The following is a 25,750-nucleotide window of genomic DNA, read 5'->3' on the forward strand; positions in this document are numbered from 1 at the left end:
TCGGTCACAGATCCGCGGGCAGGAGACCTTCGGTCAGGTCGTCGAAATCGAGCCGCCCATCCACGTCCAGGCCCGGCCACACGTACACCGGGACGGGACCGACCTGCATCCGGTACTCCATCCCCGCCCCCTCCTCCGCCACCAGCTGTCGCAGCTCGTCGCACGCCCGCCGTCGTGTGTGGGTCCAGGTTGTCTCGACACCGGCGGCGGTCCAGTCGATGTTCTCCCGTCCTGGCCGCAGCACTCCCACCTTCCATCGCATGCCCGTCACCGAAACGGGAACGGCCCGGCCGCGCCAGCGGCCGGGCCGAACCATCCACAACCCGATCACGGACCGTAGAGCGCATCCACAGTCGCCAACAACGCCGCCGCCTTTCGCCACGCGGCGAGCATCGTGGTGTAAGAGGCTCCGTCGCACAGCTCCCACGTGATCGGCCCGACCTGCAGCCGCAGGATCGACGGCAGCTCCGACCCCCGCCTCCCCGGCAGCAGCCCGCCGGTGATCGTGGCCTCCCCGCCCAGGCGGACCATCGCCGACACCGACCACGGCCCCGCCGTCAGCACCGACCGTCGCGAGGACAGGTGCGGGACAAGCGAGGTCGCCACCGGCGCCGCTGCCGCCCAGGACTGCGCGATCCGCGCAGCGGTGTAGTGGCTACCCAGGTACACCAGCACCGGCCCGGCCGAGAACCCCAGCTGGACCTCCGGGGTCCCGGCGTGCTGCAGATCCAACCGGGTCGGCACCCGCCCGGCCAGCCGCACCGAGAACCCGATCACCTGCCCCGTACCGTCCGCACGCTCGCCGATCCCGCATGCGGCGCCCTCGGGCCTCGTGGTCGTGGTGTCGGTGGTGGTGTTCCGGGTGCGCTGCTTGCTGGTCATGGTGGCCTCCCGCGTCTGCGGAGTCCGGGTCTGTCGGCCCGTCCCCTTAGGGTGGCGGGGTGCTGTCCCCCGCCGCGGTAAGGCGCACCGGCACGGCCTCCGAGGCTCGCAGTCAACGGCGGCCGCAGGCCGTCGCCGAAGGCGATCGCGGAGCCTGCGGAGCGACCGTTTACGGCGAGTGAGGCCGTGCTAAGCCGAGGGCCGACAGGCCCCGCCCGAAGGGGGACCACCCAGCACTTCTCCCGGCCCGCGCGGCCTTGAGCGCACACCCAGCCGGCGCCCGAGCGCGCCACCACTAACCCCAGCCCGTCCTTGGCCGGCATCGCGGCCTGAGAGACGAGAAGGGCGCTATTCGAACACCCGCCGCCAGAGGATCAGCCAGCCGGGTCCGGGCCTGAAGAAGCCGCGCCCCGTTCGCCGTGATCGTCGTGCCCGTCGCCGCGGTAGCGATCCCCAGACCGGGCCAACCCCTCGACTCGCTCGGGGTACGGTGGTCGGGCCGCGCTTCCCCCGCGGTCGACCCACCAGGAACGACCACGATGGGGAGCAGACATGCCCGAGCCTCTCGACCTCCACCAGGCCGCCGCGATCCTCCGCGGCCACGGCGGCGTCGGCACCACTCAGGACGATCGCAAGCTCGCCGCTGCCCGCGTGCTCTACGAGCTCGACGACGAGTTCCGCTGCCGCGTCTGGTCCCGCAAACTGCTCGACGCCCTCGACAGCGGCAAGACCGACGACATCGCCCGCGCCCGCCGCGGCCTGGAGCGCCTCCTCGACGGTCAGCGATAGCTCAGCTGGACGACGACCGGGTCCTCGAGGGCATCGGGCATCGCCGTCATCAGCCACGAGGTTGCTGAGCTCTCCGCTAGCTCGCGAGCGCTCGAGAAGACATCAACCCGGGATAACCCCGGCATCTTCACGCTCATCCTGGACCTCCTCATGGGTAACGACAAAGCTGAGTAGGACGAGCTCGACTCTGGCCTGTGGGGAGGAATTCAATGACAGACGAGATCTGGCAATATCGGTTCGATCGGATCCGCACGCAACAGAGAGTGGCCGATCAACGCTACTACTTTCTCGTCAAGAAGAAGTCGGAGGCAGCAGCTGACTTCAACTCACACCCGAGCGAGGAAACACGTCGGCGCTACCTCGAAGCGCTGCGAGAGAGTATTGAGAACCTTGAGCTACTCTACTCGCTCGATCTGCACGTTGCCGCTCTGGCGAAAGGTGTGGATCCGGAGTGGGATAAGGAGGCCGAGAACGGTGTCGCCGCAACGGCGATCCGGCTTGAGATGAACTACGACGACCTGAGGCCAGGCTCCCGATTCGGGCTCACGATCGCCGACCTCTGAACGCTCGCGCCACCCAAGCCAACTGTCATATTCGCCGAATATCGGCCCGCTCGTCGTGCGAGTGCGACAATGTCTGTCGATAGGGTCTAGGTATCGCGGCCGTCGGCTACGCCGCCGTCACTCGGCTCACCCCTGTTGACTCTCGCGACTGACAGAGCAGCCCGGAAGTCCAGCCCCGCATTCACTCGTCGCGTTAGCAGGGTTGAGGTGAGACTCGGTGAAATCGCCAGTCCGGGAAGCGACGTGGACCAATGGTGTGATGTGAGGTCGACGGAACCGCCCGTCTACCAGGGAGCTCACCCCTTCGTGATTATGCTACGCCGCACCGGCTCCGGCCGGCCCGTCCAGCAGTTACTGTAAAGGCTCAATGCTGGCTTCAAGCAGTGTTTCGGTGAGGTTGGCTCAAGACAGCTGGGCGACCACCGCAGAAGTGATCGCGGTGGTCGCCCAGCTTCCGACGAACGTCTAGCCGGCCGCGTTCACCGTAGGAACCCGGCGCCTGACGCTGATCGTGACATCGAACGTCCCGTTTCCGTTCGTGAGGTCGTCGTCGTTGATGTTTAGCCAGAGCACCGCCTTGTCCCGTTCTGTCGGCACGTTGAATGTGCGTCCTGAGCCGACCTGAAACCAGTTGGTGTTGTCGAACCCGGCGAGCAGGCTGGAGCCTCGCACGTCGACATTCTGGTCCAGTGAGTCCTTGCCAGGCTGGAGGGGATACCAGGGCTTCGGCGGGCCGTCCAGACCCTCCGGGCCGTTCTTACCGATGAAGATCCAGCCGGCCCAGATCTGCCCGGTCGCTGTGATGATGACCTGGTCACCCCGGTTGACAGTGATGCCAGTCGAGAACGGAGCCGACCCAGAGCCTTCGCCCATCTGGTAGGTGCCGAGAACCTCCCGCCCGCCGTAGACGTTGGCGTCGACGATCTTGATGGGGTCAGCTGCCCGCGTGACGCTGACGATGTTGTGAGGCGGAGCCATGTAGCGAACCGTGTACTCGATGGGCGCTGCGGGCCTGTCGGCCGCGATGCCGATCTGAGACTGGATCCACGGAACAAGGCCGTTGGCCGGGTCGATGATGGGAGCTCCGGCCGCACCGGACGAGCCGCCCACGACAACGGCTGTGACAGAGGAGCTCGCCAGAACCGCCTTGGCGCTCGCATCCAGATTCGCGCCACCCGAAACCGCAGCGCTCCACGACGCGTTTAACGCTGCCTTCGCCTCGGCGCTCGAGTAGGCGCTGTCGATGAGGAAGGTCAGCATCCGGCCGTACGTGACCGTCGCGATGTAGCAGGGCGGGTTGTTCGGACCCGCGTACAGCTGCACGTCCGGGAGGGTGACGTCGTCGGCGAAGAACTGCAACGGTGAACCATCTGGAGAGAACGCGACCTGATAGTAGACCTGCGAGAAAGTGCCGAACGTCGTCGAGCGCGTTAGCTTGTTCGAAAGGTCCGCCTTCGCGTCGACGCCCCAGCCTGTCCCCTTCAGATTGAGTCCGGTCTTAACCATGGCCTCTTCGACGGAAGATATCTGCTCAAGGCTGAAGCGCACCGCGGCCGCGGCATCGTACGGCTTGAGGTCGTCGAGAAGCTTCGCCAGCGCGTCGACGTACGAGGCCAGGTCGGGGGTCTCCAGCCTCGTCGACTGGGAGCGCTGAGCTCCGCTCGTCAGGTCTGTCGTTAGGGTTATGACGCCTGGCGAACGGTGCAGGCCGATCGGCGCCAGGGCTCCTGGGAGGACGGAAGCGCCGGTAATGGCGGAGCCCGGCCAGAGGACGTCGGCGATGGGGCTGATCTCGACGAAGTTTGTGACTTCGCGTGCGATCCTCACCCGGCGGCGTCGCACCTCCATGGGGACGCCGTCGATCAGGTCGATGCGCACGTCGTCAGTGCCGGGAACGGGAGTGTCGCCGGGCGGCTCGTAGGGAAGTGGACCGATGCTGTTGATGTAGTTGTCCACGTCGACGACCCGCAGCGCGGCATCGAAGACGCCGAGCGGGCGGCCGATCGTGTCCGCGTGGAGAAGGTCGATGTCCGCCGCTTCGACAGGATGCGCATGGTCCCGTGGAAGGACGGAGAGGGTCTGCGCATCGGGGACGGGACGTAGCTTTCGCCCCTCTGCCAGGTAGGCAACCGGCCCACCGACCTTGGGGGGATCGTTGAGCACCCACAAGGTGCCGTCCCGCATCGGCGGGAACGGGCGTCCGATGCTCAGCTGCTTCTGAGCTGCGGGTGCTGCTGCAGGCGGTTGTCCGGTGGCGACGATTGAGACGGGCCCGGGGTGCGGAGCGGTGATCCTGTCCGTCTTGACTGCATCCCATCCGCGCGGGTCAAGCGCGTGAAGGGTCACATAGTCAGGGACGAGACGCATCATGTCGCCGTCGACCAGGTAGATGTTCGGTCCGTTGCTCTTGACGAACTTGCGGTTGGCCACTTCGCTCCAGTCATCAAGAATTAATAGAGAGTCTCGATGGCATTGACGTCGCACTCTGAGCAATGGATTTGAGCAGGCGAGTGCATGGACGCCCATGCGCATCAGAGATAACCAGCCGCATCGCGCTGGTTATCTCTTCACAGGTACCGGTACTAGTGTGCGAGGGAAAATGGGGAGAACTACGTATGTCGGCCTGTTCAGCGGCCGCCCGGCGCGGACCTTGTCCCTGCAACAAGCCTGTACATCGCGTACCTGGCTGCGGCCACCACGTACACAGCGGCCAGGATGAAGGAGGCGCCGGGGAAGCCGAAGGGCGAGCCCTCGCCGTTCGGGCCCCCGCTGCTCTCGGCCACCGGGCCCCCGAAGATCCAGCCGAGCGTGATGAGCGGTACGACCCACCACGAGAGAACCTTCGCCCTCGCCGACCCCACCGCGGCGAGGACGAGACCAGCCAGCGTCACGATCATCGCCAGCGGGTAGAGCGGGCCGGTCGAAGCCGGATCGCCGGTCGCGACAGTGGCAACGGCACAGACCACGAACCCGGCGACTCCGACCGCCGTGGTCCACGCTCCGATGCGGCCTGCGGCACCGTCGCGTCCCGCTTGCGCCGCCCGGAGGGCCAGCACGACTGCAAGCAGCGCCAAGGCGAAGGGCACCAGTAGCGCGGTGAAGACGACGTCCACCCACGACTCCAGGGGCCGTGCCCCACCGACGGGATGCCAGCAGACCACGAAGGTCGCGGTCGCGGCTGCCACACCCGCGGCGACAGTCAGTGTGCGGACGAGCCGCCTGCGGGCCATCTCTTGGTCGAGATCCGTCATCATCTGCCCTTCGGATCGATCCCGGACGGCGTCCGCGGTCGCGGCTACGAGACTCGTCTCGCACGTCGAACCCGCCAACGGTGCAGGTACGGGACTTCCCGGCGGTTCGCACACCCGTCCAGTGGGGGTGTGGGCACCCCTTGGTGGGCGGTGTGCACGCAGGGTGGGCACGAAGGGTTCCCGATGGGAGGATCGTCCAGTGGCGGAGCGACGCGTTCGGGTCGTCCTCGCCGAGGACAGCTTCCTCGTGCGGGAAGGCGTGCGCCGGCTGTTGGACACCGACCCGGCCGTCGAACTGGTGGACGCGTGCGGCGACCTGCCTAGCCTTATGGCGGCGGTCGACCGGGCTCAACCGCAGGTGGTCGTCACTGACATCCGCATGCCGCCGGGCGACACGGACGAAGGGATCCGGGCCGCCGAGCTCTTCCGGTCGACCCGCCCCGGCCTCGGAGTGGTTGTGCTGAGCCAGCACGACGAGCCCGAGTACGCCCTCAAGCTCCTCTCCGGTGGCTCCGCGGGCCGGGCCTACCTGCTAAAGGACAGCCTGGCCGATCCCGCGCCGCTGCTGTCCGCGGTCCACGAGGTGGCACTCGGCGGATCCTTCATAGACCCGCGCGTAGTCGATGCGCTCGTGACTGCCAGGTCGAGGCGACGGGGTGGCCCGACGGAGCAGCTCACGGCACGGGAACGGGACGTGCTCTCCGTGATGGCCCAGGGGTGGAGCAACGAGTCGGTCGCGGACCGGCTCGGCCTATCTGTGCGCATGATCGAGAAACACATCAACTCGATCTTCGCGAAACTCCGACTGGCAGGCTCCACCGACGTCAGCCGTCGGGTCAAGGCAGTTCTCATCTACCTGAGCGAGACAGGTGACTGACCACGGCAGGTGGCTGCGGCCGCCCACCGCGATAGCCGGTACGGCCTTCGTCGTCGTCGTCGCGCTGCTGACAGCGAGCATCGCGGTGGCGGCGACCCTGCGACCGGCCGGGATGACTCCCCTCGGCATCGACACCGTGCTGTTCGCCCTCCGCTACCTCTGCCTCGCCGCAGTGGGGTCACTGGTCGTCGCGACGGCGCCCCGGCAACGGATCGGCTGGCTGCTCCTAGGCATGGGGGCGACCGCGGGGGTAGTCGGGGCGTGCGCCGAGGGCGGGCGACAGCTCTACGCGACCGTCCCTGACCTCGGTGCGGTGGTGTACCTGGTCGGCGACCAGTTCGCGAAGATCGCGTTGCTGCTGCTGGGTCTGCTGTTCCTGCTCTTCCCGACGGGTCGGACGGAGACCAGAACAGCACGTGCGATCGGATGGGCCCTGACCGGCGTCGTGGCGCTTGCAGTGCTCGCGGAGCTCGTAGGGCCCGGGCTGGTCCCCGACCCCGTTGCCGGTGTTGCCGCTCCGCCGAACCCGCTGGGCACGGACTGGGGTCGGGCGCTCGCCCCCGTGCAGGGGCCGATCGGGTTCGGTTTGGCAGTGGCGCTTCTGGTGGCGGCCGCCGGGACTCTCGTCGGCCGGTTCCGGCGTGCCGATCCCGAGCAACGGGTGCGGCTGAAATGGTTCGCCGTCGCCGCCGTCCTTCAGACGGCGACGACCGTCATCGACGCCGTCCTCACCGGAACATCCCTCGACGCCAGCGGCTGGCCTGCCGTTCCGGTGCTCGCGATCTACGCACTGGCCGCGTTCGGCATGGCCGCCGCGATCGGCATCGCGATCCTGCGGCACCGCCTCTTCGACGTCGACGTGATCCTGAGCCGCGGCCTCGCGTACGGCACGCTCGCCCTGCTGATCGCTCTCGGCTACATCGGTGCGGTGTCCGGCTCGGGCCTGCTCGCCATGGGCCCGGTCCCGGCAGCAGCGGTCGTCGTCGTCTTCACCGCATTCGTGGGCGCCGTGTTCCTTCCCCTCAAGTCCCGGCTCGACCGGATGGCCGAGCGTCTGGTGTTCGGCACGCGGGCCGGGCCGCACGAGGTCCTCGCCGACTTCACAGCCCACCTCGATGGAACCGAGGACCACGACGAGCTGGTTCCAGCCATGGCACGGCTCGTCGCGGAAGGCACGGCCAGCGACGGAGCGACCCTGTGGCTCCGTCCCCGGCCGGGCACCGAACTGCAGCCCAGCAGTTGGCCACCCGGCGCGCACGTGTCGAACGAGGCCGCCACCCGCATCGCACCGATCCAGCACTCAGGGACGGAGCTGGGACACGTCTGCGTGCACCGCCGCTCGGGACGCCCACTCGACCGCACCGAGGCCAGGCTGATGGACGGGCTCGCGCTCCAATCCGGGCTGGTGCTACTCAACGCCGGACTCCAACGTGAACTCGAGGGGCGCCTCGACGAGCTCACCGCCTCCCGGCAACGTCTCGTCGTCGCCCAGGACGACGAGCGGCGCAGGATCGAACGGGACCTACACGACGGGGCCCAGCAGATCCTGATCTCGCTCCGCATCAAAGCCGGTATGGCTCCGGCCGCCGCACGGAAAGGACCCGAAGAGCTCGCTGCGCTCGTCCACGAGATGCAGGCCGAGATCGGAGAGGCGGTGGAGTCCCTTCGAGGCCTTGCGCGCGGCATCAGGCCCGCGCTGCTGGAATCGGAGGGCCTCCGCGCCGCGCTCACCGCACGGGCCAGACAAACCAACGTCTCGATCGAGGTCCGCTGCGGGACCGAGCGCTTCCCGCGAGACCTCGAAGCCGCGATCTACTTCTGCTGCTCAGAAGCACTGCAAAACATCGCCAAACACGCCGCGGCGGCCCACGGCTCCATCCTCGTGCGACGTGAGCGCGGCAAGGTGTGCTTCGAAGTGCACGATGACGGACGCGGATTCACCCCAGACACGGTGAACGCCGGCAACGGCCTGAACAACATGCGAGACAGACTCGACGTGCTGTCGGGTGACCTCACCGTGCGGTCCACCCTCGGGGGCGGAACAACGATCGCCGGATGGCTCCCACTCCCGGCCCACCCAACCTCGGCGTGCGACGAGCCGCTAGCACGACAGAGCTAACGCTCCACGCGTCATGTCCGGGCATAGCCGACGGACATCGCGCTGCGTGTCGCGCACGGGGTGGAGCCAGGGCCTTCGCCGATCGAGACAGGTCGAACCTTCACGCGCCCGCCAAGTTCGACTGTGCTGGCCGACACCTGGCAACCTTAAAAAAATGTCATATGCCGGGTTATCGGCGAGGCTGGACAGTTCTCATGGGTTAGAACCGCCAGAACGCGGAAGATTCGGCCATCTCGACGCCCTGGCAAGAGATTCTCTCCAGCGATGACGCTCAGCTTGTGACTTAACTCCAAGAGCATCTAGAATTAGCATTAGACGATCAGGGGAGGGTAGACTTCGCCCTTGAATGTAGTCTCTAATCGTAGTGAAGGACATGACTGGCTGACCGGACGGACTTTCGATTCGATGAGCGAGAGCCCGGAAGCTAAGCCCTGATTCATCCTTGAGCTTCGCCAATTCGGCAGAGAATGTCTCTCGACTATCCCTCGTAGGCGAATACGATTCTAGCGACGGCGATTCACGAGACTCAGCGACACCTGCTACCCAAAAAGTCATTAGTTCGTTCTGAAGCTGCTCGTCTCCGAGAGCAGCTGCCAGAGCCGTGACAACCCTCCTGCTTGGCATTTTCGGTCCAGTCAAAGCCCTATAGATGGTCTGACTGGAGAAGCCGGTGAGTTCGCCCAGCACCGCGGCGGAGAGGTCGCCATGCCGAAGAACCTCGTGCTGCAGCTTGAGGAAGAAGTCCATGCGGGCGCCGCCGGGGAGGCCACGCGGTCTACGTAGCGGTTTCTTCGCCACACCTAAACCCGTCCTGGCCTCCAGAGGCCGCTTATCGACTTATTGAGAGCCTTCTGACACGTTAATATAACTCTAGCATGTGCTCGACGTTCTTTCTCGTCCAAGGTGCTTGACCTGGTACTTCGACCGCCCGATGCTGCGCGTGTACGAAACTGTTGGGCAACAGTGTCGTACACACCTACCCGTACTCGACGGCTCCAGCCGAGCCGTCCGCATGAAGTGAGGGAGCCGTGAGCGTCCGTCGAGCTTGGAGCGCACCGAACCGCAAAGGACGACGAGATGCACGATCGACTGAAAAACGGCACGATCGAGCTCACGACCACACCGACAGGGCGATGTACACATTTACCCTTACGCTAACTCTTGCTGCACTTACTACCATCGTAGTCTTTGGCCAAGCGGACGGCGCCCTTCTGGCAGGTGCGGCGGCATTCATTACCGCAGCTATGCAAGGCTATACGCGATTCAAGCTGGCTCGTTCCACCTCAGCCCAATCAGAGAGCAAAGAAGACCCAAGCGATCAAGGCAACCCACCATGATCGTGGTCAAGATGCAACTTGCGCCAGTCGCCATGTCATAGTCCGCCCTTATCGGCTCCGGGTGCGACCCTCGATGGCCTCGCCAGAGACTCGATGTCATCCGCACCACGCGGTCTCCCCTGGATCCTCCTCCGCCCTACGGTCGAAGTTGTCGGAGATGAGGCAGACTCCCTCGACCTGAGACAACTCGAGAACGGTGATCTGGTATAAGCGGGCCGACGTCCATCTCGCGGCGCGAGATCGCAGAAGCGTTCTCCCGGCATGAGTTCGCCACGGCCTACCCCCACCTGGCTGACAACGTCCATTGGGCCGCTCACGGCGTCTCGACTATGACCGGTCGAGGCGTTGTGATTGCTGCCTGCGAGGAGACCCTGACTCATCTCGACGGAACCGCCACGACCCTTCGAGTCGTGGCGTGTGATCGACGCGGGCGAGGACGTGGTCATCGATGTCGTCGCCCGCTACGACGGCCCTGACGGGTCCGCCATCGTCGCCTCGTGCGACCTCTACCGGTTCGCCGCCGCCACCATCACCGCGATCACGTCCTACACAGTCGAGCTCCCGCCGACCCAAGCCGACACGTAGACGACCTCGGCACCCGCGGCACGGCACAACGATGGGGCTTCGCCCCGCGCGCAGGGCCCGGAGGCCATCGCTCTCGTGGCGCTCACCTGGTCGCCTGGTCGACGTCGGCGAGTGACGGATCAGCGCTGCGCCGAGCTCCAGAGCGTCTGCTCCGCTGCCCCCGGTCCGGTAGCGGGCCGGACGATGCGCAGGACACCGTTGTCGAGCACGAGGCGGGTGTTGTTGCCGTCTTGGGCGGGGCTGCTCCAGATTCGCTGGCCGCTGCCGTCCTCGGCGTAGAGCTGGTAGTCGAAACCGGCTCGCTTCGCGGTCTTCCATTTGTCGGACACCATCAGCAGCGCCCACACGGCGTTCTGCGGAACGTTGCGGCCAGGCTTGTAGACCACGATGTTGCCGTCGGACTGGAACACCAGGTAGTGGCCGCTCTCCGCGGCGTAGTTCCGGTCGACGGCGAACGTGGTCCCGTACGGCAGCGGGAACGACACCTTCTGCTGCACCTGCACGGTGTAGGTGCCCTCGTTGGTGAAGAACTGCCCGAACTTGTCGTTCACCGCCACGTAGAGATCGTTGGCCGGTGCGACGCCCGACCACCCGCTCTTCCCGACGAGGAACGGCTCGCCCTGCCCGAACTTGGCGACCAGCGCGTGCTGGGGCAGTTTCGGGCAGAGGAACTCCTTCGTCGACGGCTGCGGTCTCGCCTGCACCGTCCATCCCGCGGCGTCGCGCCCACCGTTGATGCGGTTGCCGTCGGGGTCGAACCAGGACACGCCGTTGTTGAACCTGGGCACCCCGGTCTGGCTGGACCCGGTGAGGGTGATCGTGAGCTCGTCACCGGCGTTGCACGCTGCCGCGGCCTTAGCCCAGTACAAGCCCTCCGTGGCCTGCCGATCAGAGTCCTTGTACGTCCGGCCCTTGTCCTCGAAGTGCGTCTGCACCGTCGCCGTGACAGGAGGCAAAGGCATGGTCGAACCCCTTCGGTCGAGCTGCCGCGAATCGTCAGCGCCGGAAGTACTCGACGGCTTCATCGTCGGCGTTACGACACCACGTACTCCCCCGGCACGGTCGGCGAACTAGGTTTCGAGGCCGTTGGTCGCTGTGTCCGGGTGGCGCTTCATCAGCCGGGCGGCGGCCGTCTTCATCCCGTCGTTCGAGGCGAGTTCGTAGGTGAGGAACTCGAGGACGGCTTCGAGTGGCTCGTCGAGTACGACGTCGGCCCAGACATCGAGTGCGGCGTAGACCTCGGCAGTCACTTCCAGTTCGATCTTGACCGTCGGGATCGACCTCAACGGCTGCACCCGCGACCGGCTCTGCACCCGCCGAAGTAGCCCATGCCCGGAGATCGACGGTTCCACACCCGTTGTTACTCCGTGACCTGGTGATCTCAGAGTGTCGGAAGCAGCCGAGCCGTGAACGCCCGCAGCTCCTCGTTCTGGGCGAGCTCGTAGGCCAAGGCACTGAGCACCGACTCCACAGACTCGTCGAGAACCGCGCCGGCCCACCCCTGGAGCTCGGCGTGGATGACGTCCGGGAGCTCCACCACGACGGAACGGTTACTCATCGCCGAGTCCATGCCTCGGACCGTACCCGCATCCGCGGGATGTCGACGGCGCAGCCGGTAGGCCGAACGGCGGCGCGGTGACATTTGTCGAGACGTACGCGAGAAGGCGGGGCTGGGAGGAATTCCGGGTGATTCGGTCTGTACTTTCCGCCGGTTGCGTGGAAAATCGGGGACGAGTCTTATCGAGCAACGAATGAACGGACGTGCCCCGATGGCCCGCGTAGAGTCAGTCTCCCTCGTCGATGACCTCGACGGCGGTGTCGCCGACGAGACAGTCGCCTTCTCCCTCGACGGGAAGGAATTGGAGATCGACCTGTCCAGCACTCACGCGACCGAGCTGCGTGAGGCCCTGGCTCCCTACGTCGGCGCCGCCCGCAGGATCACCGCGACTCGCCCGCACGCACGGGCGGCCACGACGCGCACGACGCGCACAGCTGGCAACCGTGAGGAGAACGGCCGGATCCGGGCTTGGGCGCTCGAGCAGGGTATGAAGGTCTCCGAGCGAGGCCGCATTCCCAGCGAAGTGCTGCACGCCTACGCCGACCGCGCCGCGATCGCCGACACCGCGCCACGGCCCTCCTCGACCACGGCCGGGAAGGTGGCCGATAAGGCGGCCGAGTTCTCCGGCACGAGTTCCGGTGATGCGGCCGCGGCCACTGAGAAGCCCAAGCGTCGCTCCCGGAAGAAGGCGACCACAGCCGCCTGAGTTCGGGTCGACACGATCGTCGGTGGCGCGCCGGGCCGGTGCCGCCGTCAGCACGACGAGCCGAGGGCGCCTCAGCCTTGGGCCAGGGGGGCGCCCAAGGCCGAGGCCTCAAGAGGGTGCCCGGTCCGGTCGGGGTGAAACGATCGTCCCTTGTGGCGGATCCGTCGCCCCGTTGGCCGCTGTGACGAGCGAACCGATCGCTCGGCTCGCACCGTTGGGCGGTCGTGCCGCGAAAGCCGCGAAAGCCGCAGAAGGTCCTCACCCGTCGACTTTCGCGGCTTCTGCGGCTTTCGCGGCACGGGGATGGACCTCCCACACCGGCGAGGACGGTCGACCGCCGGTCGGTGCGGCGGGAGCCGCCCGGCGGAGATAGCCGTGGGCCTCAAGGAGAGTGAGCGGTCCTTCGAGGTCGGTGACCTTGCGAAAGCGTGCGCGGGAGAGCCCGGTGAAGGCGTCGCGGCGGGTGAACCGCTCAGAGCCGGTGCGGCTGATCCAGTCCAGGACGGCGTGGGCGTCGTCGATGGTGGGGTCGGCGCCCATCTGGTCAAACACGGCCAGGGCGTGCCCGAGGAAGTAGTGCCCCAACCTCGCTGCCGCGTCGAGGTGTCTGCCCGGGATCGGCTGGCCCCAGCCGGTGGGTAGCACGTCGGCGATGTACAACAGCCCGGCCAGACGTGCGATCGCGCCGTTGAGCTTCGATGCCCAGTCGGCCATGTGCGCGAGGTCGGCGTGCGGAGCCAGGCGGGGCTCGAGTCGACGTTCGAGGTCGAGCATTTGGCGGTCTGCGTCCCCGCCCAGCCGAAGGCGCAGCGGGTCGGTGTGGTCGGCGAGGAGCAGGACGAGCCTGCTCAGGCGGCTGGCGTAGGTCTTGTCCACCGGGGCCGGGACTGCGGGCGCGCCGACCTGGCGGCGCCCGACGGTGTTCACCGGGAGTGAGTAGAGGATGCGAGCCAGCAGGCCGCGGCCGCGGAACCCCGGGATGCGGGCGATGTCGGTCAGCACCTCGGGCTGTGCAGCGAGGCCGAGGGTGAGTGCGGGGGCGGCGACGTGCTCGGCCGGTCGCCCTTTGCGGTCGACGCGAAGCAGGTCCCCTGCGTGCCCTTTGAGGAACACCTCCAGCGAGGGGATCCCGCTGGAGTAGCGGCCGGCCAGGGTGCTGAAGATTCCGCCCTCGGCCGACAGCACCGCCAGCCGCCCCTGCTGTTCGGCGAGCAGCGACGCCGCTGCCTCGGTCGTGACGTCGTCGGCGATCAACCGCGGGACCGCCGACACCGGCCGCTCGGCCTGGAGTGTGGCATCGGTGGCTGCGGCAAGCGCTTCGGCGCGGGCGGCCGGGTCGCGCAGGTTCACGGCGTCGAGCGCGCGGCGCTCGGCCTCCTTGGCCGCCATCTTGCGCGTCAGCTCGGCCTCGACGATCCGCGGCCGAGCCACTTCGATGAGCTGCTGCTCGGCGTCCAGCAACGGTGCGGTCATGGCGGCGAACACCGCGCTCTTGCGCGAGCCCGGGGGCATCGCGACCACCGTGTACAGGTTCAGCGGCTCCCGCCACCCGGGCCGGATCTCGATCTCCGCCCGCCCACCCGCCGCGGTGGACAGCGCAGCGAGGGCGAGGCAGCCGGGCAGGTCGAGCGGAGTCTGGGTGAACTCCGCGACCGCCAACACCATGTCGCCCACCCACGGCGGGAGCGCGTCGACCGGGAACGGCGGAACCAGACGCCGCGGCGTCAACGGCGTCGGGCCCGCCTCCCACCCCAGCGGCTGTGGTGTGTCCTCGCCGTGGAGGACGGCGAGGCGATGGTCGGCGTCGAGGCCGGCGAGGATGTCGCGCCCGCTGCGGCGCTGGGTCACGGTCGATCACTCCCCATCGGGGTCGCACGGGGCTGTCGGGCGCCGGCGTTCAGGCCGGATCGGATCGTCCGGTCGGCCTCCCCGGCCGGGAGACCGACCGCCGCGGAGGCCTCGGCCAGCGCGGAACGGGCCAGCCCGTCTGGGAGGAGCCCGGTCGCGACGAGCTGTCCAAGAGCGAACGCCGCCTTGTTCAAGCTGGCGTTCCGGTTCCCGTGGCCTGCGGCCAGGACTCGGTCGAGCTGGCCGCGTAGCGCCGCCGCGGCGTACTGCGAGCGCCGCCCGACGATGTCTAGGACCGGCCCCAGCCCCGGGCGCGGTGTGGCCTTGTCCTGCAGGAGCTCGACGATCCAGGTGGGCAGGGCGGCGACCTCGTCGTGGTCGTTGCTGCGGTACCGACGGCCCCGCACCACCGACCCGGCCGCCACCACATAGCCACCGGCGGCGCGGACGTCGAGCAGCCAGCCAAGTCGTCCGACACTGTTCTTGATCCGAGCCCCGGCGGGCGCGGTGAAGTACCAGTGCTCGCCGCCGGAGGGAGTCTGCGTGGACAGCGTCTCCCACGGCAGCGGCTCGTCGTGGTCGGCCGCGAGCGCGGCCAACACGTCGACGCCGTCACGGATGCCGGGCCGGTCCCACTCCGGCGGACGGACCGAGCCGTGGTCGGAGGTGTCCAGATCGAGAACCACCAAACCCGAAGGGCCACAAGCGATCGCCACGTTCAGACGGGGCTGCTGTGACCATGCCTTGCGGATCCGGGCGGGATCAGTGGTGGCTCGGGCCCCCCAGTCGCGGATGGCGGGTCGCTTGTCCCCGGGGCGCAAAGGGAAGACATGCCAGCCGCGGGCGACATGCTCCAAGGCGGCACGCATCAGCTGATCAGCCACGATCGTCTCCAGTCAGCGGTGTCGAGGCGCCTGCGTGTCGTGGGACTCTGGGCGGGTGCGCGTGACCGAGCGCGATCTGCAGCAGATCCCGCCGGGCAACCTCCGGGTGCCCCGCGGGGAGTTCGGCGCGCTCTGGACCGCGGCGGAGGAGCTCAACGCGGCCAACGGTGAACGCGGGGTCTTGGACTGGGCTCCGGCTGGGGTGGCGCTGACGTGCCGGTGGCTGGCCCGCGCGGTCAGTCAGACGTCGAACGGGCGGCGCATTCCCACACCGGCCCCGGTCACCGATCGTGCCGTCCTCGCGTTCGAGGAAGCCATCGAGGCCGAGTACCTGGCGGCGGAGAAGCTGCTCGCCCGCCCTGTGACGCCGGCGATGGTCATCACGCAGCCGGGCTACGTCGAGGCTGTGGCTGCGACGCTGCGGTGGGCGTGGCGGGTACAGGGCGCGGCCCCGGTTCTGGTGCCGGTCGCTGCTGGCTGAGGTCACGTCCGCTCCCAGGCGCTGTCGTTGACCGCCTCTTGCTCGTCGGTGGTGTCGTGGCTCGGCGATCGCCACGCTTCGGCGGCGAGTTCCTCGGCCTCCCGGCTGCCGTCGTAGATGTCGCGGGCGTGGATCTCGGCCAGGGCGCGATGGGCCCGGTCGATCGCGGCCGAGGTCTCGTCTGCCGTCGGGACCCGCACGGAGTCCTCGTGGCGAAGCCGGTCCTCGCCCGCGGCGGTCTCGCGGATGTCCACCACCGGATCCACGTTGCCGGCGCCGGAATCGCCTCGGGGGTCGTCGAATTCGTAGTCGGCGACGACGTCGCGGTGCCGCTCGTCCTCGATCTGAGCGTCGCGGTGCGCAGCCAGCCACTCCTCAGCAGTGACCCGCGGGTCCTCGTCGATGTCGTCGGCATGGCGCAGGGACAGTTCGACCTGAGCGCGTTCCCCGGCCGCGCGGGTTCCCGCGGTATGCGCAAGCCACCGGGCGCGCGCGTCATCGAGCTGCTGGAGCTCCGCGGCACGCTTGTCGAGGGTCTCGGCGAGCGCGATCGCGTCCCGGCTCTGGCCGGTGAGCTGTTCGCGGTCGGCACCGTCGAGGTCGGCCTCGGCAGCGAGGATGACGGCTCGGTGTCGTTGAGTCTCGGCGGCCTGGTGGGTTCCAGCGAGTTCGTTGGCGACGTAGCGGGGCCCCCACGCGGCTTCCCGTTCGGCTGCTCTGATCCGCATGCGGAGCTGGCCGTCGGACATCTCGACCTCTTCGCGGTCGATCTCCGGGCGGCCGAGGGCCCGCCAGGCGTCCCGATACGCGGCGAACGCCTCGACCTGTCCCGGGGCAGGCGCAGGCCCGAGCGCATCGGTGTCGTCGGTGTGGCCGCGCAGCTCCCGGTATGCCTCCACCCGCCCTACGTCGGAGCGCCACTGGCGTAGATCGACCAGGTCTGCGGGGGGCTCGCCGAACTCGCGCACCGCCCAGCCCGGTGGGTCCGCGACCGCGGCGTCCGCGAGCCGAGCAGTCCGGTCATCGGCAGCCTCGGCGAGACGGTCGAGGTAGGCCTGCCACTCCGCGTCGTCCACGCGCGGGGTGCGCTCGGCCCAGCTGCTGGTGGTGGGGTCGAAGCGGTGCCGGTCGGTGATGCGGGAGTAGATGACGTTCGTGGCGTTGCGGACCCCGTCCAGAGACCTGTCGGTGATGGCGTCGGTAAGCACCTGGCGGGGGTCGTGGCCGGCGAGCTCGGCTGAGCGCAGGACACGGGTGAGCGAGGCGGCGCCGTCCTCGGCGGCGATCCTCGCCCGGTCGCGAATGCCGAGGGTGCCGTCGGCGGCAAGATCGTCCAGCCACGTCGAGGTCCGGTGGGTCGCGGCGAGCTGCGCTGCGTCGGCAAGCAGCTCCGCTGGGGTCCGCACCGACTCCGTTTCGTCTGTCGCGCGGTTCGCGGTGGCGAGCGCGGAGAGCTGATCGGTGCGCCCGTCCGGGTCGAGGACCGCGGCGAGTGCTGCGACCGGGTCCCGGCGCACGGTCTGGTCGGGGCGACCGTCGGCTGGGTCCTCCACGACGGTCTCGGTGGAGATGTGGGCGGTGTTGTTGTCCCGGCCGCGGGACATCCCGACGTAGAGGGCCGAGGAGGCGGTGCGCGGGGTGACCACGGTGTGGCTGGTGTCGACCGTCGCGCCCTGCGCGGAGTGCACTGTGCAGGCGTAGGCCAGCGCCAGGTTGTCGGCGACGTAGTCGGCGGGCAAGACGATGGGCTGTCCGTCGCGCGTGGTGACTGCGAATGCTCCGTCGTCGCGGACGGCGGTGACCTGGTAGGTCTCGCGGTTGATCGGGCCGCGGCGGTTGCCCTCGACCCCGGCCAGGTGCCAGCCGTTCGCCCGCGCCTCGACCAGGTCCCCGACACCGGCGTACGTGCCCTGCAGCCCGAGCGGGACACCGTGCTCGGCGACCCGTCCGAGCCGGACGAGCTCGGCGCGCAGCTGGGCGGAGAGGCGGGCGGCTTGTTCGTTGGTGTCGACCAGCAGCAGCGACCGCCGGCCAGCGAGAGTGTCGGCCAACCATGCCCGTGACGCGGACGCTTCGGCCTGGTCGGGGTTGCCAGCGTCGAGCAGGCGGCCGTGGCGGTGGTAGTCGCCCAGCACCCGTTCATCTCCTGCCCGCAGTCGCAGGGAGGCGGCGCGTTCCCATTCGGCGGTGAACCGGCGGGCGTCGGCGAGCTCGTAGTGGGCGCCCGCTCCTGCGAGGAGCTCCATTCCGCCGCCTGCGCCGACGGCGGCGAGCTGCTTGTGGTCCCCGACCAGCAGCAGCTTCGCCCCGGCGTTGTCCACATGGGTGTGGATGGCGGCCAGGGCGGTGGTGTCGGTCATCGCCGACTCGTCGACCACTACAAGGTCCCCGGCCCGCAGCCGCCACGCCGAGTCCTCGGTGTGAGCGCGGCCGTCGGCTGTGGGTGCGGAGAGCCGGTCCTGGGTGGCGAGCCAGCGGGCGACGTTGCGGGCGGTCAGGCCTTCGCCGGCGAGTACGTCGGTCGCGACCTGGGAGGTCGCTAACCCGAACACCCGCCGCTCGCCCGTCTCCCCGTGCAGTTCGGGGTCGGTCCATGCCTTGGCGAGGGTTCCGACGACGAACGACTTCCCCGTCCCTGCCGGGCCCACGAGGGATTCCAGCCGTGCTCCGGAGGTCAGGACTCCGCGGACGGCGGCGGCCTGGTCGAAGCCGAGCTCGATACCCGACTCCCGCAGGCCCTCGAGGAACCGTGCCGCCTGGTGCGGGGCGAGGGCAGGGCCGTCGCGGTCAGCCGTGGCGGCGACGAGGATCCGCTCGGTGCGCAGCTGGTCCGGGGTCGCGAACAGCCGCCCGCCCGGGGCTTGGTAGGCGGAGTCGCCGTTGGCCAGCTGCAGCTCCGCGGGCAGCGCCGAGGCGCCGGGACGTTCAGCGTCCAGGGCGACGGCGTAGCGCAGGCCCTCCTCTGCCAGGTCGTCGAGCAGCCTGGAGACATCGGTGCCGTCGGCGAGGCCGAGGTGATCGGGGAGGGCGGCGTTGATCGCCCTCGTGAGGTCTGAGCGGGTCCAGCCGGACTTGCGGGACTGGACGTCGGCGAGCGCGGTCTCGATGACCGCCTGCGGCGACCAAGACTCCGCCGACGGACCAGCGCCCCGCGCGTCCAGGGCGGCGCGGGCCACCCCGGTAAGCCCGTCGGCGACCTCCGACCTGAGGGTGGTGTCGATGCGGTCGAGGAGCTGGGCGCGGGTCTCCCCGTCGTGGGTCTTCAACCGCCGGGTCGCAAAGGTCGCCTGACGCGACAGCCGGTCCCGCTCCAGCCCGTTCGGGGCACGCCCGAACCGCTCCTCGAACGCTGCGATGAGCTCGGCGGCCTTCGCGGTGACATCGCGGCGCCGTGACGAGATCAACGCCATCGTCTCCGGCGCCACCCCCACCACCTCCCGGGAGCGGCCGTCGGGGCGCGTGGCGAACCGGACCCCCAATGCGTGGCTCAGGCGTTCCTCTGTGGTGCGCTCGGCGACCGCCCCGGCGGCGCCGCGCCACCGGAAGATCGAGCGGCCGTCGAGGGTGCGCCAAGCCCCGTCCGGGCCCTGGACGCGGTTGAGGATCGGGTTGTGGACGTGCAGCTGCGGATCGTGGTCACGGGAGTCGTGTTGGAAGAACGACGTCCCGATCCAGTCGTGCGCATCCACGTACCGGCCCGCGGCGCCGCCGTGGTGGCCGATGCGGGAGTAGCCGGCCTTGTCGGACAGGTACTCCAGTGCGGCGTTGTTGCCCGCCCAGATCGCATCCTCCACCGCCGTCCGGAACCGACCCCACGCCTCGGCAGTGTCGAGGTCGCCGGCCGTACGAGCCTTGGTCTCTTCGGCGTTGAACGCTGTGTGAAGCAGGGTCACCGACTTCTGAACGCTGAACGTCACGTCCAGGAAAGCGACGTTCTGGCGCACCTTCTTGCCCGCCTCCACCCTGAGTTCGGCGCGGCGTTCAGGGGAGGCGTTCGGCTCGTGTTCAAGGGCAAGGCTGTACAGCTCCTCCTCGGTCTTGAACCTCCGGCCGGTGTGCCCGAGCAGCGTGGCCACCTCGTCCCACCGGGCCGGATCGCGGAAGCCCTCGGCGCGGGGGTCCAGGAACCGCTCGAACACCGCCCGCATGTCCTGCGCGTCCACCAGGCCGGTGAGACCGAGTCGCTCGGCCCCGCGGCCCCACCACCGCCCCGGCGGCTCGCCCTCGGTGACCGCGCCCGTGTAGTAGTTCTCCCGGCCAGTGGCGACCTCCTTGAGCAGGTAATCAGGGCTGTAGCCAGGCCCGACGGTCAGCATCCCGACCACCCCGAAAAGATCATGAAGACGCCGCCACGGAGATCAACAGCGACTGCGCAGCCGACGCTCGCACGCCCGGATCGGCCGGAGGCCGGACCGCCCCCTCGGATCGTGATGCATAGGTGTGAGTCATTTGATCTTGGTCGTTGAGTAGTTCGCTTGGAGTAGTTGCGGTTGCTGTTGAGGTCGTTGGTCGTGGTCGTCATCGGTTGCTCTTCTTCTGAGAGTCGGAGGAGCTGGAGTCGGGATCGTGAAGGTTTTGGTCGGTCGTGGTGGTGATCAGGTGCAAGGCGATCGGCGTGGTTTCCGGGCCGCCGGTGTCGTCGCGCAGCGCCTTGAGCGCCGCGGACGCGGTGCCGCGCGACACCCCCGCGGTGTCCTGGAGCTCGGAGACCGTCGGCCACTCCCGATGCGCCGCCCGGTAAGCCAGCGCGACCTCCTGAGCGCGGTCCCGCGCCGGGGACGGAGCCGCCGCTGCACGCTCAGCCGGGTCGCGCCCCTCGACGTGTTCACCGCCGCCGCCCAGCACAGCCGAAACCCCTGAACGCTCCACCTCGGCCACCGTCTCGACCCCGGGCCCGGGCACGTAGCCCAACCCGCTGTTCAGCCCAGACGAGACCGCCTGAACACCCGGCGCTGAACGCTGAACACCCGGCACCGCTGAACGCTCGCCACCGGTGTCCGGCCGCTGTACGTGTTCAGGGGCGGCCAGTAGGTAGAGCAGGTGCGCGACGACCGCGGCAGCGATCGCGGGCCACGCGCCGATCGCGAACCGCAGCCACGGCGGCGCCGCCAACGCCCCCGCCTCCCCGGCCAGGAACACCGCCTGCGCGAGCCCGGACATCCCAGCGGCGACCACGACGACGGTCCACGCGTAGCGGGCCGCCGAACCCTGCAGGCGCGCAGTGGCGGTGTAGGCCACCAGCGCGAGCCCGTCGGTGATCAACGGGTAGAGCCACGCGATCGGGCCCGGCACCCGCGAGGCCAACGCCACCTCGTAGAGACCGTGCGCTGTAGCGACCGCGGCCCCGACGGCTACGGCGAGTCCGGGCAGCCATACCACCGATCGCTTCCAGCTCACCGCGGACCTCCGCGCAGCGCAGCGCCGATCCGGGACTCCGGGGACGGCGGCGGCTCGGGTGCCGGCTCCTCGCGGGCCTCGGCCCACCACTGCCCGATCCGGTCCAGGTCGGCCTCGGAGGGGACGGTGGGGGCGCCGGTGACCTGGTCGGGCCAGCCGGGGCGGGTCTGGTGGTTCTCCCGCGAGCACACCCCCGCCGTCGCCTTGATCCGTCGGACCACACCCGGACGCTGGCGGTCGTGCCAGTCCCCCGCCAAGGCGACCGACGCTGCCGGACCCTGGTAGGCGGCGGCCCAGGCATGCATTAGCCAGAGCAGCTCCTCCACCACGTGCGGGTGCCAGCACCAACAATCGGGGAAGGACTCGACCGCGTCCGGGTACCGCAGATAGACGATGGCGAGCCAGCCCGCGAGCTCGTCGAGTAGCCGCCCGGTTACCTCGACGTCGGTCGGGGCCATCAGCCAGGACGGCGCCGGGGTCGGCGGCTTCCGCGCGGCCAGCGCGGCGACGGTCTCCCCCAGCTCCGCGACCAGGCCCGAGAGGGTGTCCACCCGCGCCGGGAGCGGGGCAAGCAGGCGGCGCAGGCCGTCGACCTCGCGGGCGAGCCCGGCCGTCGCGGCGTCGGGCTCGGTGGGCTCGGCGGGGTTGGGCGGGATCATGCCGACCACCCGTCCTCGGCGCGCTCGGCCCACATCGCGGCCTGCAGATCAGCGCGGGCGGTGTAGCCGGGGCTGTGCTCGCGATCGACCGCGGCCGCCGTCGTCGCCCATCCAGCGGCGTTGACCGCGGCCCGCGCGCGGGCGTCGGCGGGGTTCTCTCCGGCCTCGTAGTCGATCCACTCGTAGTCGCGGCGGATCTCCGCGACGTCTCCGGAGTCGAGGCCCCAGCGGTGCACCGAGTAGCCCAGGCGGGTGCTGGTGTCGTCGAGGTAGTCCCGGACCATGCTCTCGGCGACTTCGCGCGAGCGGCCGGTCTGCTCGGCGATCAGCTCGACTGCCTCGCCGCGGGTCAGCGGCACCAGGTCCTGCTCGGGCTCGGACCAGTCGTTCACGCTGATGCTGTTGTCGGACATGGTCACTCCTCCCTCGCGGGGGTCGGGACGATCTCTCCGTCGACGACCAGGACGTCACCCAGCAGCACGGGCGAGGCGGGTCGCGTGAACTGCGGGCCCGGCCAACCCGGCACCCAGCGCCGCAGCACCCACCGGGCCGCGGGGACCTTGTCGACGCCCCGGACGACCCGGCCCGCGGTGCTCGGGCGGCGACGGGCGAGACGGGTCCAGCGCACGTCGCGGCGCCGCCACGCCATCTGTGCCCACCCGACTACCGGGGGCATGCCCCGGCGGATCACCAGCACCTTCCCTGCGGGCAGGTTCGCGATCTGCGCCGGCGACAGGACCGAGGTCTTGCGCGTCCCGCGGGCGACGGTGTTGCCGCGCGGGTCGAGGGTGTCGGCCGGCTCGTCCCGCTCCCCGGTCAGGGTCGACCAGAACTGCAGGTCGTCACGGTCGCGGGTGCCGCCGAACACCATCACCGCACCGGCGTTGTTCAGGATCGTCGCCGCCCCGTGCTCGCCGTAGCGGGCGAGCAGCTGCGCGCGGGACTGGACGACGACGAGGATCGACACCCCGCGCCCGCCCATGTCCGCCGTCCACGACTCCAGCGGGACCGGGCAGATCAGCGCGGCCTCGTCGAGCGCGAGCCGCAGTCCCGGGTCGAGACGCCCGCCCGGCTTGGTGGCCGCGATCCGGCGGGCCTCGCGGGCGATGAACCCGGTCAACGCGCACACCAGCGGCGCGGTCGGGGACTCGTCCCCACCGAGCAGGAACACCGTCCCCCGCACCAGCAGCAGGTCATCGACGTCCAAGGGGCGCGCACCCTCGGGCCCCAGCCCTGCGGCCGCTCGTGCGGGGGCGGAGGTGAGCCAGCCGAGCGCAGGCATGATCGTCGAGGTGATCGAGGTCCGAGTGCGGTCGTTTGTGGTGACGAACTGCTCGAACGACACCCCGAAGCCGGGCTCCGGGGACCGGCGCAGTAGCGCAGTCACCTCCTTGCGGGCGGTCTCGGGGTCGGCGGTCCAATCCATGACCTCCCGCATCGACCTGTGTCCCAACGCTGCGGCGTGCAGCAGTGCCTCCAGGACTCGGCGGCCCTGCAGCTCCCAGTACTCCCGATCCCCACCCCCGGACGACGACACCGCCGAGAGCAAGTCCGCCGCGCGCTCTGCGGCAGCGACGGGGTCCTCGCAGCCGGTCAGCGGGTCGAAGGTGACCGTCGAGGCCACCTCGCCCAGACCGGCCGGGTTGAACACCAGCACCGGGCCCTTGCGCTCCCGGTACGGAGTGCACAGTTCTAGGAGGTCCAGGCGGGTGCTGGTGGCCAGGACGGCGCCGGGGGCGTCGATGATCTGCCCGGCAAGCCAGCCGGACTTTCCCGAGCGCGGCCCGCCGACGGAGACGACGACGTCCTCGTTGGACGACCACACCCACTGCCCACCGGAGCGGCACAGCCGCACCGCGACCTCGGGGACCGGGAGTGTCATCAGCTCCCACCTCGACAACGTCTCTAGGGACGGGCGGAGGGTGGGGGCTCGGCGCAGCATCGCTGCGGACCCGCCGAAGCGGACGATGTCGACCGATGAGGCGACACCGGACTTGCGCCGCGATCGGGCTCCCCACCGGGAGACGACCGACGCCGATCGCGTCCAGCGATACCGCAGGAAGATCAGCAGCCCGAGGGCGGGCACGAGCAGCAGCGGCCAGGGCAGCCCTCGCAGGATCGTCAACGCGGGCAGCAATGCGAACAGGCCTAGCACGAGGGCGATACCTCGAGCTCGGCGTGTCCAAGCCGGTACGGCGGCTGCGACCAACCCAATCAGCAGGACCGCGGTCGGGCTCCACAACATGTCCATCCGTCAGTCCCATCCCGTGTCTACGCGCCATCTCGCGAGCGCTGCCTGATGACGGGTGCAGGTCGTCGCGTGTCCGGATTCCTGGTCATCTGGGTGCGAGCTACCGATCGGCCCGTAGTCGGTCACGAGCTCGCCGCAGGATCTGCAGCGCCAGTAGGTCGATGGGGTCCGAAACGGATGCTGAGTAGGCTCGGCTCGCCGCCCCTCGACGACCTCGGCAAACGCCGCCTCGTCGCGCGGGTCGTCCGTTGTTCTGTCGGAGAGCCCCAGTGCCTCCCCGATCTCCTCCCACGACCGGCCAGCGGCGCGGGCGTCCCGAGCCTGGTCGACGAGCAGACCGCGGGCAGCGCTCACCAATGCGCGCGCTGCACGCACGCCAGGCATGGGATCCACCAGGCGTTGACGGGTCAACATCTGGTAGCCGGGGATAGGTTCGACCACGATCTCGCCGTCGAACTCTTCGGCTGCGATCTCGAAGGCCAGAGATTCCAGCCGACGGCCAACACCGATGGGCGCCATCACCGACCACTCCTCACGCCGCTCACGCGCTCGTGGTTCTCGGTCCCTTGTTCCTTGTCCGACTGGGCGCGAACCTGCGCAGCCCACCGCGTCACAGTCCGCTGCGTGACGGCGAACTGGGCGGCGACCTCGGCGGGAGGCGCGCCACGCTGAATGGCTAGTCGTCCAGCGGCCGCAACCTCACGCCGATCACCCACGACGGGCGGCCCGAGCCGCCCACTCGGCTTCAGGACCTCCGCGGGAACCGGCAGCTCACGTCGCTCATCGGCGGTCAGACCGCCTGCGATGCCGTATGGGAGCGAGCGACGCGCCCAAGTCCTGCACTTCATGAGCACCGGGCACCGAGCGCAGACTTTCTTGGCCGCAGCGATCTCCGCGACCGCCTGCGCTCCCCGCTCGATCACGGGGAAGAAGAGCTCAGGGTCTTCGTCGGCGCATGCGGCACTGTCGCGCCAGTCGACTGCGCTCACGGCTGCTCACCTCCGGGCTGGTTGAGCACCGGAGTCGAGGCGCCGTCGAGCGTTGAGAAGAACGTGGCCGCGGCGTCGGGAATGCCCTGTCCGAGCGGCGTTGCGACGAGGACGAGGAAAGCGATGAGTGAGAAGGCGATCGCGGCTCCCGCCAGCCTCGCCTTGGCGCACAGGAAGGCTCCGAGGACAGCGAGGAAGATCAGCACCCCGGGGCTAGGCATGACGCTCCTCGCGCATCGCGGTGGCCTCGGCCGCCCACGCGGCGGCGTACTCCTCGGCGACAACGGTTCTGCCAGCCAGCGCGTCGGCGATCAGCCGCTCAACGAAGGCCCGAGGCACCAGTGCCTTCGAGCCGATCTTCACGGCGGGGAAGGCGCGCGCCTCGACCTTCCTGCGGATCGTCATGTCCGAGCAGCCGAGGGCGAGCGCGGCGGCATGGATCGTCATCAACGGGTGGGCGGTCGGTTCGTTCACGAGGTCGCCTCCTGGGTTCTGGGAGGACCGTCGGGGCGGCGAGAGTTCGTTGCCCGTGTAGTCCTGGGAGTGACATCAGGAAACGACGGAACGTGAGTGC

The 25,750-nt window shown here is 69.2% G+C and carries 25 protein-coding genes and 3 pseudogenes; 7 read left to right on the forward strand and 21 right to left on the reverse strand.

Features of this window, described 5'->3' with window-relative positions; genetic code table 11:
• Window positions 1-4: 4 nt before the first annotated feature.
• The gene (locus BLS43_RS16550; protein ID WP_143030075.1) at window positions 5-262 is read right to left on the reverse strand and encodes a hypothetical protein; all 258 of its coding nucleotides are present in this window, start codon (window positions 260-262) and stop codon (window positions 5-7) included.
• Window positions 263-327: 65 nt separating this feature from the next.
• Complete coding sequence (locus BLS43_RS16555; RefSeq protein ID WP_093085398.1) at window positions 328-882, reverse strand: hypothetical protein; 555 nt, start codon at window positions 880-882, stop codon at window positions 328-330.
• A 552-nt stretch (window positions 883-1,434) separates the two neighbouring features.
• Between BLS43_RS16555 and BLS43_RS16560 the strand changes: the two genes are divergently transcribed.
• A complete protein-coding gene (locus BLS43_RS16560) occupies window positions 1,435-1,671 on the forward strand; it encodes a hypothetical protein (protein ID WP_093085401.1) in 237 nt (78 codons plus the stop codon).
• Here BLS43_RS16560 and BLS43_RS30055 read toward each other — a convergent pair.
• A complete protein-coding gene (locus tag BLS43_RS30055; protein ID WP_176921364.1) occupies window positions 1,662-1,808 on the reverse strand; it encodes a hypothetical protein in 147 nt (48 codons plus the stop codon). The genes BLS43_RS16560 and BLS43_RS30055 overlap by 10 nt on opposite strands.
• A 72-nt stretch (window positions 1,809-1,880) precedes the next feature.
• On the opposite strand from BLS43_RS30055, the gene BLS43_RS16565 reads away from it, so the two are divergent.
• Complete coding sequence (locus tag BLS43_RS16565) at window positions 1,881-2,234, forward strand: hypothetical protein (RefSeq protein ID WP_093085404.1); 354 nt, start codon at window positions 1,881-1,883, stop codon at window positions 2,232-2,234.
• Between the two features lie 465 nt (window positions 2,235-2,699).
• Here BLS43_RS16565 and BLS43_RS16570 read toward each other — a convergent pair whose 3' ends face one another.
• Both BLS43_RS16570 and BLS43_RS30060 read right to left on the reverse strand, forming a co-directional pair.
• A complete protein-coding gene (locus BLS43_RS16570) occupies window positions 2,700-4,664 on the reverse strand; it encodes a thiol-activated cytolysin family protein (RefSeq protein WP_176921365.1) in 1,965 nt (654 codons plus the stop codon).
• Between the two features lie 197 nt (window positions 4,665-4,861).
• The gene (locus tag BLS43_RS30060; protein ID WP_176921351.1) at window positions 4,862-5,347 is read right to left on the reverse strand and encodes a hypothetical protein; all 486 of its coding nucleotides are present in this window, start codon (window positions 5,345-5,347) and stop codon (window positions 4,862-4,864) included.
• A 337-nt stretch (window positions 5,348-5,684) separates the two neighbouring features.
• On the opposite strand from BLS43_RS30060, the gene BLS43_RS31165 reads away from it, so the two are divergent.
• A complete protein-coding gene (locus BLS43_RS31165; RefSeq protein WP_245707536.1) occupies window positions 5,685-6,362 on the forward strand; it encodes a response regulator transcription factor in 678 nt (225 codons plus the stop codon).
• On the forward strand, window positions 6,355-8,481 hold the full coding sequence (locus BLS43_RS16585; RefSeq protein WP_093085420.1) for a sensor histidine kinase: 2,127 nt from the start codon (window positions 6,355-6,357) through the stop codon (window positions 8,479-8,481). The genes BLS43_RS31165 and BLS43_RS16585 overlap by 8 nt, the downstream gene beginning before the upstream one ends.
• 192 nt (window positions 8,482-8,673) lie before the next feature.
• Here the strand turns inward: BLS43_RS16585 and BLS43_RS32060 are convergent, their stop codons facing one another.
• The gene (locus tag BLS43_RS32060; RefSeq protein WP_093085422.1) at window positions 8,674-9,228 is read right to left on the reverse strand and encodes a helix-turn-helix domain-containing protein; all 555 of its coding nucleotides are present in this window, start codon (window positions 9,226-9,228) and stop codon (window positions 8,674-8,676) included.
• Window positions 9,229-10,235: 1,007 nt separating this feature from the next.
• On the opposite strand from BLS43_RS32060, the gene BLS43_RS30065 reads away from it, so the two are divergent.
• A complete protein-coding gene (locus BLS43_RS30065) occupies window positions 10,236-10,403 on the forward strand; it encodes a hypothetical protein (RefSeq protein ID WP_176921366.1) in 168 nt (55 codons plus the stop codon).
• A gap of 119 nt (window positions 10,404-10,522) precedes the next feature.
• On the opposite strand, the gene BLS43_RS16595 is transcribed toward BLS43_RS30065, so the two are convergent.
• The 3 genes from BLS43_RS16595 to BLS43_RS30070 form a co-directional block, all read right to left on the reverse strand.
• The gene (locus tag BLS43_RS16595; RefSeq protein ID WP_143030077.1) at window positions 10,523-11,365 is read right to left on the reverse strand and encodes a hypothetical protein; all 843 of its coding nucleotides are present in this window, start codon (window positions 11,363-11,365) and stop codon (window positions 10,523-10,525) included.
• Between the two features lie 108 nt (window positions 11,366-11,473).
• Window positions 11,474-11,755: a hypothetical protein gene (locus tag BLS43_RS16600; protein WP_143030078.1), complete on the reverse strand. Its 282-nt coding sequence runs from the start codon at window positions 11,753-11,755 to the stop codon at window positions 11,474-11,476.
• Between the two features lie 29 nt (window positions 11,756-11,784).
• Window positions 11,785-11,961, reverse strand: coding sequence for a hypothetical protein (locus BLS43_RS30070; RefSeq protein ID WP_176921367.1), 177 nt, complete (start codon window positions 11,959-11,961; stop codon window positions 11,785-11,787).
• Between the two features lie 211 nt (window positions 11,962-12,172).
• Here BLS43_RS30070 and BLS43_RS16610 point away from each other — a divergent pair.
• Window positions 12,173-12,508 (forward strand): annotated as a pseudogene (locus tag BLS43_RS16610) (histone-like nucleoid-structuring protein Lsr2); the annotation flags it as partial.
• Between the two features lie 417 nt (window positions 12,509-12,925).
• On the opposite strand, the gene BLS43_RS16615 reads toward BLS43_RS16610, so the two are convergent.
• A complete protein-coding gene (locus tag BLS43_RS16615; protein ID WP_218129864.1) occupies window positions 12,926-14,515 on the reverse strand; it encodes a YfjI family protein in 1,590 nt (529 codons plus the stop codon).
• Window positions 14,512-15,384: a bifunctional DNA primase/polymerase gene (locus BLS43_RS16620; protein WP_093085682.1), complete on the reverse strand. Its 873-nt coding sequence runs from the start codon at window positions 15,382-15,384 to the stop codon at window positions 14,512-14,514. Before BLS43_RS16620 ends, BLS43_RS16615 begins: the two co-directional genes overlap by 4 nt.
• 70 nt (window positions 15,385-15,454) lie before the next feature.
• On the opposite strand from BLS43_RS16620, the gene BLS43_RS16625 reads away from it, so the two are divergent.
• A complete protein-coding gene (locus BLS43_RS16625) occupies window positions 15,455-15,880 on the forward strand; it encodes a hypothetical protein (protein ID WP_093085432.1) in 426 nt (141 codons plus the stop codon).
• 2 nt (window positions 15,881-15,882) lie between these two features.
• Here the strand turns inward: BLS43_RS16625 and BLS43_RS16630 are convergent, their stop codons facing one another.
• The 10 genes and pseudogenes from BLS43_RS16630 to BLS43_RS16670 form a co-directional block, all read right to left on the reverse strand.
• On the reverse strand, window positions 15,883-19,056 hold the full coding sequence (locus BLS43_RS16630) for an AAA family ATPase (protein ID WP_425438553.1): 3,174 nt from the start codon (window positions 19,054-19,056) through the stop codon (window positions 15,883-15,885).
• Window positions 19,057-19,146: 90 nt separating this feature from the next.
• Window positions 19,147-20,106 (reverse strand): annotated as a pseudogene (gene mobF, locus BLS43_RS32065) (MobF family relaxase); the annotation flags it as partial.
• Between the two features lie 292 nt (window positions 20,107-20,398).
• Window positions 20,399-21,190, reverse strand: coding sequence for a hypothetical protein (locus tag BLS43_RS16635; protein ID WP_425438554.1), 792 nt, complete (start codon window positions 21,188-21,190; stop codon window positions 20,399-20,401).
• Between the two features lie 83 nt (window positions 21,191-21,273).
• On the reverse strand, window positions 21,274-21,936 hold the full coding sequence (locus tag BLS43_RS16640; RefSeq protein ID WP_093085685.1) for a hypothetical protein: 663 nt from the start codon (window positions 21,934-21,936) through the stop codon (window positions 21,274-21,276).
• Window positions 21,933-22,349, reverse strand: coding sequence for a hypothetical protein (locus BLS43_RS16645; RefSeq protein ID WP_093085438.1), 417 nt, complete (start codon window positions 22,347-22,349; stop codon window positions 21,933-21,935). Before BLS43_RS16645 ends, BLS43_RS16640 begins: the two co-directional genes overlap by 4 nt.
• A gap of 2 nt (window positions 22,350-22,351) precedes the next feature.
• The gene (locus tag BLS43_RS16650) at window positions 22,352-24,091 is read right to left on the reverse strand and encodes a type IV secretory system conjugative DNA transfer family protein (RefSeq protein ID WP_245707538.1); all 1,740 of its coding nucleotides are present in this window, start codon (window positions 24,089-24,091) and stop codon (window positions 22,352-22,354) included.
• Window positions 24,092-24,190: 99 nt separating this feature from the next.
• Window positions 24,191-24,709, reverse strand: coding sequence for a hypothetical protein (locus BLS43_RS16655; protein ID WP_093085440.1), 519 nt, complete (start codon window positions 24,707-24,709; stop codon window positions 24,191-24,193).
• A 245-nt stretch (window positions 24,710-24,954) separates the two neighbouring features.
• A pseudogene (locus BLS43_RS31170) lies at window positions 24,955-25,176 on the reverse strand (WhiB family transcriptional regulator); the annotation flags it as partial.
• Entirely contained in the window at window positions 25,173-25,382 is a 210-nt protein-coding gene (locus tag BLS43_RS16665) for a hypothetical protein (RefSeq protein WP_245707539.1), read from the reverse strand. The gene BLS43_RS16665 and the pseudogene BLS43_RS31170, both read right to left, overlap by 4 nt.
• A 7-nt stretch (window positions 25,383-25,389) precedes the next feature.
• Window positions 25,390-25,650, reverse strand: a complete 261-nt coding sequence (locus BLS43_RS16670) for an excisionase family DNA-binding protein (RefSeq protein ID WP_093085445.1) — start codon at window positions 25,648-25,650, stop codon at window positions 25,390-25,392.
• Window positions 25,651-25,750: the final 100 nt, after the last annotated feature.

The sequence above is a fragment of the Pseudonocardia oroxyli genome (genome assembly GCF_900102195.1).
Lineage (GTDB): Bacteria > Actinomycetota > Actinomycetes > Mycobacteriales > Pseudonocardiaceae > Pseudonocardia > Pseudonocardia oroxyli.

Bases quoted from the DNA above. Each gene is read 5' to 3' on its own strand.
- BLS43_RS16550 (WP_143030075.1), bottom strand. From the start codon at position 262: ATGCGATGGAAGGTGGGAGTGCTGCGGCCAGGACGGGAGAACATCGAC.
- BLS43_RS16555 (WP_093085398.1), bottom strand. From the start codon at position 882: ATGACCAGCAAGCAGCGCACCCGGAACACCACCACCGACACCACGACC.
- BLS43_RS16560 (WP_093085401.1), top strand. From the start codon at position 1,435: ATGCCCGAGCCTCTCGACCTCCACCAGGCCGCCGCGATCCTCCGCGGC.
- BLS43_RS30055 (WP_176921364.1), bottom strand. From the start codon at position 1,808: ATGAGCGTGAAGATGCCGGGGTTATCCCGGGTTGATGTCTTCTCGAGC.
- BLS43_RS16565 (WP_093085404.1), top strand. From the start codon at position 1,881: ATGACAGACGAGATCTGGCAATATCGGTTCGATCGGATCCGCACGCAA.
- BLS43_RS32060 (WP_093085422.1), bottom strand. From the start codon at position 9,228: ATGGACTTCTTCCTCAAGCTGCAGCACGAGGTTCTTCGGCATGGCGAC.
- BLS43_RS16595 (WP_143030077.1), bottom strand. From the start codon at position 11,365: ATGCCTTTGCCTCCTGTCACGGCGACGGTGCAGACGCACTTCGAGGAC.
- BLS43_RS30070 (WP_176921367.1), bottom strand. From the start codon at position 11,961: ATGAGTAACCGTTCCGTCGTGGTGGAGCTCCCGGACGTCATCCACGCC.
- BLS43_RS16620 (WP_093085682.1), bottom strand. From the start codon at position 15,384: ATGCGTGCCGCCTTGGAGCATGTCGCCCGCGGCTGGCATGTCTTCCCT.
- BLS43_RS16640 (WP_093085685.1), bottom strand. From the start codon at position 21,936: ATGATCCCGCCCAACCCCGCCGAGCCCACCGAGCCCGACGCCGCGACG.
- BLS43_RS16645 (WP_093085438.1), bottom strand. From the start codon at position 22,349: ATGTCCGACAACAGCATCAGCGTGAACGACTGGTCCGAGCCCGAGCAG.